The following is a 13,552-nucleotide window of genomic DNA, read 5'->3' on the forward strand; positions in this document are numbered from 1 at the left end:
CCGGTAGCAGTACCAGTAGCAGAAGGGTCAGTAGGATTAGTACACTCTACTGTTTCGTCCGCAGGCACGGTTAAAGAAGGAGCCGTAGTATCTACAATAGTAAATGTAGCTTCAGTAAATGAAGTATTGTTACAATCATCAGTTGCATTAAAACGTACCAGTCTTTCTAGAGTTCCTCCACAATTATTGGTAGTGCTTATAACTACAAATGAAAAGGACACATCATCATCGCAATTGTCTGAAGCAGCAGCTCCACCATTTGATTGTAACCAAGCATCATATTGTGTTGTATTACCACTACCATCACATTCAACAACAAGAGGGCTTGCCTGAGTGTCGATGTTAGGTGGTGTAGTATCTTGTACTGTAATTATTTGAGTATGTGTTATACTGTTGTTTGAAGCGTCTGTTGCAGTCCATGTTCTTGTTAATTGATAATTATCAGGACAAGAACCATCTGTTCTGGTTTGATCATAATCAACCAATACACCAGGACAGTTGTCCGATGCTGTCAAGACAGCAGGGTCTGGAATATTATCACATTCAACAGTAACATTTCCAGGGAGTGTTTCATTAAAAGTAGGATCTTGATTGTCCTCAACAACCACATTAAAAGTACAAGAAGATGCATTACTGTTATCATCACTTGCAGTTGCCATAACAGTAGTTGTTCCTACTGGGAAGTCATAAGGAAATGTAATAACGTTTCCACCAACAGAATAAACAATCGATGGATTCGATGTACAATTGTCTGTAGCTGTAGCTGTAAAGCTAAGAGATGTACTACATAAACCGTTATCTGCGTTGTAAGAACTATTTGGGGTTGGGCAAGTTATTGTTGGCCCTTCATCATCATCAATAACAGTTATAATAGCAGGAGTTGTAAAATAGGTTGTAGGGCATACATCCGTATTTTGAACTTCTACTCTATAATAGTAGTCGTTTCCAGCAACATATTGTGGGTTACTAGGATCTGGAGTATAGGAAGTTAATCCAGCAGTATTATTTATATCTGTATAATTAGCACCGTCATCAGTACTGATTTGCCATGTTACAATAGTATTATTAGTACCTCCATTAATTATAACGTTTAATTCATCTGGTGTTTCACCAAGACAAATTTCCTGATCTTCTTCGACGCTACCAGATAACTCTACGGTAAAGTCTAAAGTTTCACCTAAACAAAAGCTAGAGTTGGCAGAACCACCAGATACAGATGCATATTGGGCAATATTTATCTCACCTGGATTATCTTGATTACAGAGATCAAAATTAATTGAAGCAAAAGGAATGTAGAACTCAAAAAAGCGACCATCGCCACCATTTCCTGTAAAACAACCATTAGAATCTCCATTTTCACCAATAAGACCATTAGGTGGAATTTGTATTTTAGTATTTGGTCCAGTTGCTTGAAATAATGTTGTATTTCCGTTATTGGAATTTATCTGAAGAATATACTCAGCACCAGCTATAACTAGTGGGCCACCAAAAGTATCAGATATTAAACCTGTTGTTGGATTATTATCAGTATCTATATACACTCTAAATAGAGCTGTACCAGAGTTTCCAATCTTAAATCCCAACTTTAAAAATTCATTATCGATATCAATATCTGCCCAAATCTGCTGTATAGCACAAGTACCAGTTCCCATGGCATCAGGCGAAAAAGTTTGCGTGCCAGCATATTCATCCCCGACATCTCCAGGTCCTGGACAGTAACTACCATCGATTTGTGCATACGCATTAGTCATCCCAAGGAATACCAAAAGGATGAGTGTTTTTCGTAGCATCTTATAAGTATTAGTTTTCATAAGCTTTTGTTTTGTTTAACTACAACAACTTTGTTCTTTAAATATGTTATACTGCAATAGCAGTAGTATCATTGGTATTAACTGTCTTAACAAGGACTAACCAAACGTAATTCGATAAATTCTGAGGGAGGAAAAAATCGCCGATAAAATCTCGGCTCAAAGAAATAATTTGATTTGGGGTCATAATTAATTGATTAATAGCTACCAACAAAAGAACACATATAGTCAGTACGGTCAAAAAAAAACTTTTAAAGCACCTATATATTCGATAAGTGACTTCTAAATGCTAATCGTCGAAAAAATGTACTGTTTTATCGATACTGGTTTATTTTAATATTAATATTTAACTTTATACTTCAATTAATTCCTTAGTTTATAAGGGTTTAATTGATTAAAACGGTGCAATCTATGTATTTAATCCGATTAAAACAACATTTAATCGATAAAAATTATCATTTAATCGAATATTATGAAAGAACTTATTTTTGTTAGACACGGTAAATCGTCTTGGAAATACGATGTAGGCGATAGGGAACGTCCCTTAAAAAGTCGCGGTATTTCTGATGCTAAGCTTGTTTCACAAGTATTTAAAAATCAAAATGTTGGTATTGATGCTATTTTTTCGAGCCCTGCCAATAGAGCGTATTCAACCTGTAAGATATTTCTTCAAAACATGGATTTTGACCTTTCTAAAGCAATAATCTCTGATGAACTATACGATTTTGGAGGTGAATCGGTTTTAAATTTCATCAAAAACTTAGATGATTCACTTAGCTGTGTGATGTTATTTGGTCATAATCATGCCTTTACAAGTTTAATCAATGATTTAGGTGATCGCTTTATTGGTAACCTTCCCACTTCAGGATTGGCTAGGATTGCTTTTGATATTGAACAATGGCAACACGTTAAGCTTGGACAAACAAAATCATTAATCTTCCCAAAAGATCTAAAAGGATAATTATTCATACTTGTATAGTGATAAAAGATTTTACTTTAAAGTCACACTACCAATCGGGCATTTACATATAAATAAGATATATTTGTTTTTAGAGAACTAATACAATTAATGACAGAAAACAGATATATTAACCGCGAGCTAAGTTGGCTTCAATTTAATGCTCGTGTCCTACAAGAAGCCGCTGATGAAAACGTACCTCTGATTGAAAGGCTACGTTTTTTGGGAATATTTTCTAACAACCTTGATGAATTTTTTAAAGTACGTTACGCAACGGTTAAACGTATTGATGAAGCCGGTAAAGGTGGTAAAAGCCAACTTGGCGGTATTAAGGCTAGTGACTTATTGGAGGATATTACCGAAGTTGTTATTGAACAGCAAACAACGAGTTTAGAAATCCTTAAAACCATTCAAACTAGGCTAGAAGAAGAGAATATCTTCATTCTCAATGAGAAACAAATACAACCTCATCAGCACGAGTTTATAAAGTCCTATTTTTTTCAGGAAGTAAGCCCAGCATTAGTCACCATTGTATTAAATGACGATATAGAACTCCCTTTGTTGAAGGATAGTGCAGCCTATTTGGCGGTAAAAATGGATATGGTAAATGGAAAAAAGCAATTTGCGCTTATTGAGATTTCTAGATCCATGGATCGCTTTGTGGAGCTTCCAAAATCTGACGATAAAAACTACATCATTATCCTTGATGATTTATTGAGGTATTGTTTGCACGACATCTTTAATATTTTCGATTATTCTAAGATTTCGGCCTATATGATAAAAATCACCAGAGATGGAGAGCTAGACTTTGATAGTGATTTGAGTAAGAGCTTCTTGGCAAAAATATCAGACAGTGTAAAGGACCGTAAAATAGGAGAACCTGTCCGTTTTGTTTACGATAAATCCATAGATAAAGAAACACTTCAGTATTTTAAGGCTAAAATGGGGATTGAATCTTCGGATAGTGTAATTCCTGGTGGTAGATACCACAACCGAAGGGATTATATGTCTTTTCCAAGTTTGGGAAGAACAGATTTACTCTATAAAAAGATTGATCCGTTACCAATTAAAGACCTAGACCCAGAGCAAAGTATATTTAAAACCTTGGCAGAAAAAGATTATTTGCTCTACGCACCTTATCACACATTTTCTTATGTGGTCCGATTTTTAAGGGAAGCAGCTCTCGACCCAAAAGTTAAAACCATAAAAATTACCATATATCGATTGGCACAGATTTCCCACGTTGCTAGTTCATTAATCAATGCAGCCAAAAATGGTAAAAAGGTTACTGTTTCCATAGAATTACGTGCCCGTTTTGATGAAGAAGCCAATATCAGTTATGCTGAGCAAATGCAAGAAGAAGGTGTGCAAATGTTATTTGGGGTTACAGGACTAAAAGTACACTGTAAAATGTGTGTTATAGAGCGCGAGGAAAATGGTAAATTAAAGCGTTATGGATTTGTAAGTACAGGAAATTTTAATGAGTCAACCGCAAAAATTTATACAGACTTTACGCTGTTAACATCAAACTCAAAAGTATTAAAGGACGTCCTTAAAGTATTCGACTTTTTGGAAGTCAACTATAAGATTAAGCGCTATAAACATATTATTACATCTCCGCATTATCAAAAGAATAAACTTTTTGTCCTTGTAGATAATGAGATTGAAAATGCCAAAAAGGGTAAGCCTGCTTGGATGAAATTAAAAATGAATAGCATCAGCAGCTCTATAATGATTGATAAACTCTATGAAGCAAGTAGAGCTGGAGTAAAAATACAAATGGTCGTTAGAGGAATTTGTTGCCTGGTGCCGGGAATAAAAGGCATGAGTGAAAATATTGAGGTTATCAGTATTGTTGACAAATTTTTAGAACACACTAGATTGTTTATTTTTGGTAATAATAACGAGCCTAAGGTATTTATATCATCAGCAGATTGGATGACCAGAAATATAGATAATAGAGTAGAAGTCACCTGTCCTATATATAATGAAGACATTAAATCAGAGCTTCAGGATATTTTTGAGATTTGTTGGAATGATAATGTAAAGGCCAGGATAATAGATGAAGAACAGAGTAATGCCTACAAAAAGCAGACAGAGCCTTTAGTGAGGTCACAGTTTGCAACGTATGATTATTATCTCAAAAGATTAGAAAAATAGAATGCTGAAGATACAGAAATACGCTGCGATTGATATAGGATCTAATGCGGTACGATTATTAATTTCTAATATTATTGAGCAAAAAGATAAGCCCGTAGTCTTTAAGAAAAACTCATTGGTGCGTGTGCCTATTAGATTAGGGGCTGATGTTTTTATACACGAAGACATTTCTGAATATAATATCAAAAGGATGATTGATACAATGCAGGCCTTTAGTCTGCTCATGAAATCCCATGGTGTTGTTTTATACAAGGCATGTGCTACCTCTGCTATGCGTGAAGCTAGAAATGGCTCTGAGTTAAAGGATAAAATTGAGGAATTATGTGGAATAGGAATAGATATTATTGATGGTGAGGAAGAAGCCACAATAATAGCCGCAACAGACTTACATACATTTATAGATGAGAATAAAACCTATTTGTATGTTGATGTTGGTGGCGGGAGTACAGAATTTTCAGTAATCCATAATGGTGAAAAAATCACTTCAGAATCCTTTAAAATAGGTACTGTACGTTTATTGAATGACATCGTAAAAAATGAAACGTGGCGAGAGCTGGAAAGCTGGATTAAAACCAACACAAATAAATACGATAAAATTGAACTTATTGGTTCAGGCGGAAACATAAACAAAATCTTTAAAATCTCAGGAAAAGACATAGGGAAACCCCTGTCTTACTTCTACTTAACCAGTTATTATAATACGCTTCAAAACTACTCGTACGAAGAGCGAATTACAGAGTTAAACTTAAATCAAGATAGGGCAGATGTTATAATTCCAGCACTAAGAATCTATTTATCTGCGATGAAATGGAGCGGTGCAAAAGACATTTTAGTACCTAAAATTGGTCTTTCTGATGGTATCATTAAAAGTATGTACAATCAGACAATTCCAAGTACAAAACTGTAAATTTTTGCCGTTCATCCTACTTTTTCATTAATAAAACTAAAAAATGATTGAAAACTTGATATAAAATATATATTTACCAAGTATATAAAAAACAACTACTTATGAAAAAATTGATTACTATCGCCCTAGTAGTATCTTTTACTACAATTGGTTTTTCCCAAGCTAAACAAGATATAAAATACGGAGTAAGAGCTGGTTATAATATTTCTAATCTGGATTTTGACCCAGACGCTACGTTCGACAACCAACACCGAAACGGATTTGCCTTTGGTGGCTTTGCTGAAATACCATTTTCTGAAAAAGTATTTTTAATGACCGAATTGCAATGGTCGGCTGAAGGAGGTAAAGCAACAGACATCAGAGCTGATTATTTAAATTTACCAGTTCAATTACGTTATGCTATTAGTGAGAACCTAACTTTTGGACTAGGACCTCAAGCCTCGTTAAAAACATGGAAAAACAGAGATGGCTTTGAAACGTTTACGTTTTCTGCGGTTGCTGGTATAGAATATATGATTACGGTAGATATTTTCTTAGATCTACGTTACTCATATGGTTTAACAAACATTCTTGATGATGCGGCTGCCCCTTTCGAGGCAAAAAACAACAATATTCAAATAGGTATAGGTATTAAAATCTAAACGTGTTCAATTAATAATAAATAAGAAGCCTCAATTTTTTGAATTGAGGCTTTTTTTATCCGTGTATGGTTTCTTTTTTACTAAGGCCCTTCATAATATTAGCTTCATACTCTAAAAGTTGTTGCCATTTTTCATCCACTTCCTTACGGTTGCCGTATTGGCGAGCAAAACCTAAAAACATAGTGTAGTGATTGGCTTCACTGACCATTAGCTTTTTATAAAACTCAGCGAGCTCTTTGTCTTCAAGTTCTTCGGATAATAATCTAAAACGCTCACAGCTTCTGGCTTCTATCAAAGCAGCGTAGAGTAGGCGATGTACCATTTGTGTAGTTCTACTTCCCCCTTTGGGAAAGAATTTTAATAATTGAATAACATAATCATCTTTTCGGTCTCTTCCCAGTGTCCAACCACGTTCGATGATTTTATCATGAACCATTTTAAAATGGCTTATTTCTTCTTTTACCAAGGCTGTCATTTCTTGGACCAAATCGGTGTATTCAGGAAAACTGACAATTAAAGAAATAGCCGTGCTCGCTGCCTTTTGCTCACAATAAGCATGGTCAGTTAAAATATCTTCGATGTTTTTTTCTACAATATTAACCCAACGAGGATCTGTAGGTAGTTTAAGTCCTAGCATTTTGAGGTGTTATTTTATAGTTACCGTTGTTATCGATAATCATGTTGAAGATGTTCTCCTTTTTTGAATTGGGATTTAAAAAATGAAGATTAAGATGAATACCCTCTTCGAATAACGAGGCTTCTTCATTGATATAAGCAGCTCTTAGCACAAGGTTATCAAGAGAATTACTAACCATGTTTTGGTCTAATATGTGTCTTACAGTTCCAGTTTTTTCGTGCTGTAATTCAATTTCAACAATATGTTGTCTGTAAATTTCCTTATTAATAGTGTTATCTTGATTCGTTTCTACCTCAATATGAGATAACATATCGGTAGTGGTTTTAATCTTCACTTTATAGCCATTACTGAGAATGGTATCAGTAATACGTTCTGTATAGTATTCTGGGATATAGGTAACATTAGTCAATTCCACTTTTGCATTAAATTCTGAAATGCTTTTGTCTAATGCATTTTTTGAACTCATTCTTCCATCAAAAATTGTAAGTACAATGGCTGCAATAAATAGAAATAGCCCTATGTTTCTTAGTTTAGACATCTAATCCAAAGGTTTTTTTTAGGAGTTCTAAATTAGGATTTTTTTCTTTCAGTTTATTATACTTTTCTTTTGGAGTAAATGCATATTTCTTTGCTACCTCCTCATTGACCTTTATTTGCAAGTGCAGATCATAATTTTTTAATGTCTTTCTTAAGTACTGCATTAAGGGATATTGAGCACGTTCTAATTCGAGTTTGGACGTATTATTGGCATACTCCAAGCAGATAGCGGTGTCTTTTAACTTTGGGCTATCCATTTCCATAATGGAAGCCAAAATTTTCTCTCCCTTTTTATGAAGTGATTTTATATAGGTGTTCCAAACTTCGACCAATTCTTCTTGGGTTACGGGTTCTTTTGGCAAGTCCTCTTCGTCTATCACCACATCTAATTGTTTAATGTGATGCTCTTTCTTTTCTCGTATACTTTTTAATGAGAGGCCAGACGTGGTTTTTTGAATTTTGTCTATGGACAGTTTCGGAATTTCGGGCTCTGAAACTACACTTTCTTCTTTTTCAGAAACCGTTTCTTGCTTTACAGGCTCAGGTTCTGAAGAGGCTATTTTGGGTTTCTTGATTTTTACGGGCTTTGAAACGACGATAGGTTTAATGCCCTTAGCTTTAAAGTAGGATGGAGGGATTATGAACTGACTGCTATTTTTTTTTTCTCCATCAAAAGTGATAGAGGCCAATTGCATTAAAGTAAGTTCAACCAGCAGTCGCTGATTTTTACTCGTTTTGTATTTGAGATCGCACTCATTTGCTAGATCAATGCCCTTCATTAAAAAGGAATGCGAAGCTTTTTGACATTGAATCATGTATTTCTCTGCCGTTTCTTCTCCCACTTCTAACAGTTCTATTGTTGTTTGGTTTTTTGAAACCAATAAATCCCTAAAGTGAGATGCCAAGCCTGCAATATAGTGATGGCCGTCAAAACCTTTGGATAGAATAGTATTAAATTGAATCAACAATTCAGGAATCTTATTTTCAAGAATGAGATCTGTACTATCAAAATAAGTTTCGTAATCTAAAACATTTAGGTTCTCAGTTACGGCCTGTCTCGTCAGGTTTTTTCCAGAAAAACTGACAACCCTATCAAAAATTGAAAGCGCATCACGCATCGCTCCATCTGCCTTCTGGGCTATAATGTGTAATGCGTCATCCTCAGCTTCAATGCCTTGTTCTTTGGCTATATACTTTAAATACTCTTTGGCATCTTTTACAGTAATGCGTTTAAAATCGAATATTTGACAACGCGACAAGATTGTAGGAATGATTTTGTGTTTTTCGGTAGTCGCTAAGATAAATATGCAATGCTTTGGAGGCTCTTCTAGTGTTTTTAAAAAGGCATTAAATGCAGCTTGAGATAACATGTGAACCTCGTCTATGATATATACTTTGTATTTACCAACCTGAGGAGGTATCCTTACTTGATCCGTTAAATTTCTAATATCATCTACAGAGTTATTAGAAGCTGCGTCCAGTTCAAAAATATTAAACGCAAAATCTTCGGATTCGCTAGTGTTTTCATCACTGTTGATCATTTTAGCCAAAATCCGTGCACAGGTCGTTTTACCGACACCACGAGGCCCAGTGAACAAAAGGGCTTGGGCTAAATGATTATTTTCAATAGCATTTAAGAGCGTATTTGTAATAGCCTGTTGCCCCACAACATCCTTAAAGGTTTGGGGTCTGTATTTACGGGCCGATACTACAAAATGTTCCAATTGCTCTGAACTTGATTTAACACCTTACGATGCTATTAAATGTCTTTGAAAAAATTTATATACAAATTTAAAAATAACCAGCTAACTGGCATTTTGTGGTCTTTAAAAATACCATGAGTTATTAACAATTTACTTACTTTTGCCCTAAGTAAATCGCCTTATCGCTTTTGTGCTGAACTTGTTTCAGCACTTGGGAGGAAAGTCCGAACACCATAGTGCAATCATAATGGTTAACAGCCATCGGCCGTGAGGTTAGGAAAAGTGCAACAGAAAGAATGTACAGGTTAAGCTGTAGTGAAATCAGGTAAACTCTATGTGGTGCAATGTCATGTATACCAACGTTTGAGTGCTGCACGCACGATTGTTGGAGGGTAGGCAGCTAAAGTATGCTGGTAACAGTATATTCAGATAAATGATAAGGGTCAAGACGATAACTGTCTTGATACAGAATTCGGCTTATAGATTTACACAAAATAAAAAAACCCTTTTTTTAAAAAGGGTTTTTTTTAAAATTCTAATTAGTTTGATTCATCTGATTGTGATAATTCATCATCGGATGATGCCATCTCACTTTGTGTGATTTCCTCTACTATTTTGTTCATTTGCGTAGCGTCATAATAAACATGCTCTGCAACAATTTTTCCATCTTTAAACTGTACAGCGAGGTGCACTTGTAAATCTAAGCTCTTGCCGTTCGCGGCAAATGTACCATTGTGAGTTGCCCAATAATACACCCAAGTCTCATCGTCTTTGTCTAGAACCATTTCAATATAATCGTCAGAGTGATCAAAGCCATAAGATGACATCATAGTTGTCATTTGAGATAGATTTTCAGATCTTTCTGATAGAGACATAGGTTCTTTGGAATTAACGTAAATCTTTGCTGTATCTGCAAAATGACTTCTCCATGTATCCCAGTCGCCAGATTCATATGCCTTTATGCCTGCTTTTAGAGTTTCTATTTCAGATGAATCAGAAAAATAACGTTGTTTTTGTTCTTGGCAAGATGTGAATAGAACTACCATGAGCCCGAGTACTAATAAATTTTTCATTTTATTTTGAATTTTAGTTAATCATTATCGCCATTCATATAGCTTAATTCTGGTCTTACTGAACCTGTAAACTCTTCCATTTTTAAGGCGAGTCCGATAACCTTTTGAAATATAGGCCCTGCATCTTCTCCTAAAAGATTATCATTTTCTTTTGCTTTTTCTGCTAGGGCAACAGCGTCTTCACCAGCAATTGCAATCATATAAAATGAATCCATGGTTCCATAACCACTATGATAAACCCTGTATGATGATTTTGAATTTTTACTTTCAAATAATTTTTTTACGTCCATCATAGCCTCCCTCATTTTTGACCCATTTTGCGGCGAGTAATAGATGTAATAGAATTTTCTATAGTTTTTACCATCTGGTGTTTGCGATATACCTTCTGGCATATAGGTTAATTCTTTATCCATAAAAATGACATAACTTCCATGTCTATCGTAGCAGGGGTTAAATCCAGACATCATTTCACTAAAATCTTCTTGACCCATTTTCTCCCATAACTCACTCATCCCTGGATTTTCCTGTCCTAAGCTGTCGATTGGTCTAACACTTAAATATCTAAAATCATCTGTTGTTATTGTTAAAAAATCACCATCAGCGATTTTATGTTCACGCATTTTATCTGCAAATATTTTAGCAGTTTTCTCATATTGCGCCATCATAGATGGTTTCACTTGATCTTCATGTATCTCGTACATTTGATACATTTTTTCCTCCCCCTGTGCTAAGGACATAGAAACGAAAGCTATAGCAGTTGCGCATAGCATTACTTTAATTTTAATAAAATTCATAAGATGTTGATTTAAGTTAGTATATAATTGAACTATTAGTAATCACATCAAAAGGTTGCACATATTTTTAGGGGAGTAATGCAACGCTATAGTAACCTATAAAATAAGTAGAATAAAGTGGGTGAGCTTCAAGCGATTGTTAATTTACGAAATAAGTTTCACATTTTCAATGCGATGCAGTATTTAAATCACTATTTGTTAAAAAATGAAAAAGCATTGCCTCCATAATTTTTTTGTTCTGAGAAAAATTCTAAATCCGATAAATCTGTATGTTTTGAGTGTTCTACAATTAAAAGACCGTTTTCATTTAAACGATTATTCTCAAAAACTAAATCGGGGATTTTTGAAAACTCTTCTTTTGGAAAATCATAAGGTGGATCAGCAAAAATAATATCGAAAGATTCTGTAGTCATTTCCAAATACTTAAACACATCACTTTTAATGGTTTCTATGGGCATTTTAAAAGTATCTGAGGTCTCACTGATAAATTTTACACAGCCGTAATGGACGTCAACTGCAGTTATAGCCTCACAACCGCGTGACGCAAACTCATAACTGATATTACCGGTGCCTGCAAATAAATCTAATACAGAAAGCTCATCAAAATAATAGCGATTATTCAGAATATTGAATAAGGCTTCTTTTGCCATGTCTGTTGTTGGCCTAACAGGTAATTTGCTTGGAGCTGTAATTCGCCGTCCTTTAAATTCGCCAGAAATAATTCGCATTAAATGCTATTTAAAATAATGAAGTTATTAGGTAATCTATCTATTTCAGCTATTGTGTCACAATTAAAAGTAGTGCTACACTCTAAAACATCTACATGCCTTATGTATTTATAAATGGACTCAAATAGTGGGCTATCCTTTGTGACTGTACCAGATAGCTTTACGATTAAAGTCTCTGGGTTTAAGTTTAACTGTTCAGCAACAAAAAGAATGTAATATAAAAAGTCTTCAGTAGTGGTATAATCAAATCGGTTAAAAAGTTCAAGTTGCTTGTCCTTCATCACTATCACTTCCATGGAACCCTTATGCACATTGACAAAGAGTGTTTCGTCAAGGGTTGAATACTTTTCAATAATAGTATCAATTAATACTGTAGAAGCGTGTTTATAAGTAAACTCACCAAAAGTTTCGAAAATGTAATTGTTAATGTTTACATAAGGAATAAAAACATTAACCGCTTCAATGCTTTTTAGTTTGTCCTTAGTTATAAAATCTGTTTGTAGAATTTTTGAATTGAACTTTAGGTAGTCGGCATTGTTAGATGCGTCATAAAGTGCTTTTGGGACTAGAGTTGATAATTCATTTTGGTGTATTATAAGAACAGATTTAAAATCACCTGAGAAGACTGTATTAGAACTCAACTCAGCCTTTAATGCATTCAACGTGTCAAACGGCGTGAGTTTGGATTTAAACTCTAAACGTTTAAAATATGTGAATTTATCTTCTGAAGTGTCGAGAATACAAAAAGAAAGTCCATTCAAATCAACTTGAATGGACAGCTCTTTAGATATTTTATTTGTCAAACTCTTATTGATTAGAGAAATTTTTAGGCCAGTTACCAGTGGTCTTAACTTCAGTCATTGAACCAACAGTAATTGTTGGGCCGTTTACACCATCTACAGATACGGTTTGCTTTTCTTTATTGACTAAATTATTGTCTTGGTCAAAAAGAACAATTGACTTATCAACACTAGCTTCAAAGACAGGAATATCATCTAATGTACCAGCTTTTAATTCAAACTTTGCACCTTCTTTGCCAACACCAACATCAGCTAGGTTTTTATAGGTATCTTTTCCTTTAAATAAAGAATCTTTAACCGTATAGTAACCAAGTGTATCAATTAAAACTAATGTTTTTAAAGTTTCAACCCCACCAAAACGTCTTGTAGCTTCCTCATCAACTATAGAGGTATCTCTTCTTTGCGTAATAGGCACTTTAGCCGTATCAATGAATTTTATAAGATTATCAAAACTATCGGTGTACTTACCAGTAACCTCTTTGTGGGCTAATTGTGCATCCCTAACATCCTGTAAACGCTCAATTACAATTGCGTAACGCTTGTCTTTCAACTTGTTAAATTGAATTTCGCCATATACTGACATAAATGTGATGTAGCCCAAATAGATTATCAAAGCCCATAAGACAAGATGAATAAGTGGCTTAATTTTTTTAGGCACAAATTTATCAATTAACCATACAATTAAGATGGTTAAAAGTATAATAGCAACAACTGCAATAATTACTGTTAACATAGTTAGTTTATTTTATTAAGGTCTAACGCAAATCTACAATTTTTTTTTGTTCGTTAAAATCATTATAATAAAA

13 protein-coding genes and 1 other RNA gene are annotated in these 13,552 nt (G+C 34.4%); 5 read left to right on the forward strand and 9 right to left on the reverse strand.

All coding sequences use genetic code 11. The annotated features are described in order from the left end of the window. Positions 1-1,811 (reverse strand): HYR domain-containing protein (locus ACFEMA_RS13355; RefSeq protein ID WP_411768710.1); only part of this gene is annotated, 1,811 nt, incomplete at its 3' end. A 469-nt stretch (positions 1,812-2,280) separates the two neighbouring features. On the opposite strand from ACFEMA_RS13355, the gene ACFEMA_RS13360 reads away from it, so the two are divergent. The 4 genes from ACFEMA_RS13360 (at position 2,281) to ACFEMA_RS13375 (ending at position 6,474) form a co-directional block, all read left to right on the forward strand. Further along, entirely contained in the window at positions 2,281-2,769 is a 489-nt protein-coding gene (locus tag ACFEMA_RS13360) for a SixA phosphatase family protein (RefSeq protein WP_411768711.1), read from the forward strand. A gap of 108 nt (positions 2,770-2,877) precedes the next feature. Beyond that, complete coding sequence (ppk1, locus tag ACFEMA_RS13365) at positions 2,878-4,926, forward strand: polyphosphate kinase 1 (protein WP_411768712.1); 2,049 nt, start codon at positions 2,878-2,880, stop codon at positions 4,924-4,926. 1 nt (position 4,927) lies between these two features. Further along, complete coding sequence (locus ACFEMA_RS13370) at positions 4,928-5,833, forward strand: Ppx/GppA phosphatase family protein (RefSeq protein ID WP_411768713.1); 906 nt, start codon at positions 4,928-4,930, stop codon at positions 5,831-5,833. Positions 5,834-5,934: 101 nt separating this feature from the next. Beyond that, positions 5,935-6,474 carry a porin family protein gene (locus ACFEMA_RS13375; RefSeq protein ID WP_411768714.1) on the forward strand — a complete coding sequence of 180 codons (540 nt, stop codon included), beginning with the start codon at positions 5,935-5,937 and terminating at the stop codon, positions 6,472-6,474. A gap of 55 nt (positions 6,475-6,529) precedes the next feature. Here ACFEMA_RS13375 and ACFEMA_RS13380 read toward each other — a convergent pair whose 3' ends face one another. From ACFEMA_RS13380 to dnaX, 3 genes are read right to left on the reverse strand one after another with little or no spacing between them, the layout of a single operon-like run. Continuing rightward, positions 6,530-7,111 (reverse strand): tRNA-(ms[2]io[6]A)-hydroxylase, encoded by a 582-nt coding sequence (locus ACFEMA_RS13380; protein ID WP_411768715.1) that lies wholly within the window; start codon positions 7,109-7,111, stop codon positions 6,530-6,532. After that, on the reverse strand, positions 7,098-7,649 hold the full coding sequence (locus ACFEMA_RS13385) for a hypothetical protein (protein ID WP_411768716.1): 552 nt from the start codon (positions 7,647-7,649) through the stop codon (positions 7,098-7,100). Before ACFEMA_RS13385 ends, ACFEMA_RS13380 begins: the two co-directional genes overlap by 14 nt. Then, positions 7,642-9,372 (reverse strand): DNA polymerase III subunit gamma/tau, encoded by a 1,731-nt coding sequence (gene dnaX / locus ACFEMA_RS13390; protein ID WP_411768717.1) that lies wholly within the window; start codon positions 9,370-9,372, stop codon positions 7,642-7,644. The genes ACFEMA_RS13385 and dnaX overlap by 8 nt, the downstream gene beginning before the upstream one ends. 145 nt (positions 9,373-9,517) lie before the next feature. On the opposite strand from dnaX, the gene rnpB reads away from it, so the two are divergent. Continuing rightward, an RNA gene (gene rnpB / locus ACFEMA_RS13395) (RNase P RNA component class A) lies at positions 9,518-9,847 on the forward strand. A 43-nt stretch (positions 9,848-9,890) separates the two neighbouring features. Here rnpB and ACFEMA_RS13400 read toward each other — a convergent pair. The 5 genes from ACFEMA_RS13400 to ACFEMA_RS13420 form a co-directional block, all read right to left on the reverse strand. Further along, positions 9,891-10,397 carry a nuclear transport factor 2 family protein gene (locus ACFEMA_RS13400; RefSeq protein WP_411768718.1) on the reverse strand — a complete coding sequence of 169 codons (507 nt, stop codon included), beginning with the start codon at positions 10,395-10,397 and terminating at the stop codon, positions 9,891-9,893. Positions 10,398-10,441: 44 nt separating this feature from the next. Continuing rightward, positions 10,442-11,218 carry a hypothetical protein gene (locus ACFEMA_RS13405; RefSeq protein WP_411768719.1) on the reverse strand — a complete coding sequence of 259 codons (777 nt, stop codon included), beginning with the start codon at positions 11,216-11,218 and terminating at the stop codon, positions 10,442-10,444. Positions 11,219-11,409: 191 nt separating this feature from the next. Beyond that, complete coding sequence (locus tag ACFEMA_RS13410; protein ID WP_411768720.1) at positions 11,410-11,946, reverse strand: RsmD family RNA methyltransferase; 537 nt, start codon at positions 11,944-11,946, stop codon at positions 11,410-11,412. Further along, positions 11,946-12,749: a DUF3822 family protein gene (locus ACFEMA_RS13415; RefSeq protein ID WP_411768721.1), complete on the reverse strand. Its 804-nt coding sequence runs from the start codon at positions 12,747-12,749 to the stop codon at positions 11,946-11,948. Before ACFEMA_RS13415 ends, ACFEMA_RS13410 begins: the two co-directional genes overlap by 1 nt. A gap of 4 nt (positions 12,750-12,753) precedes the next feature. Continuing rightward, a complete protein-coding gene (locus tag ACFEMA_RS13420; protein WP_411768722.1) occupies positions 12,754-13,479 on the reverse strand; it encodes a hypothetical protein in 726 nt (241 codons plus the stop codon). Positions 13,480-13,552: the final 73 nt, after the last annotated feature.

The organism is Winogradskyella sp. A3E31 (assembly GCF_046720935.1).
Lineage (GTDB): Bacteria > Bacteroidota > Bacteroidia > Flavobacteriales > Flavobacteriaceae > Winogradskyella.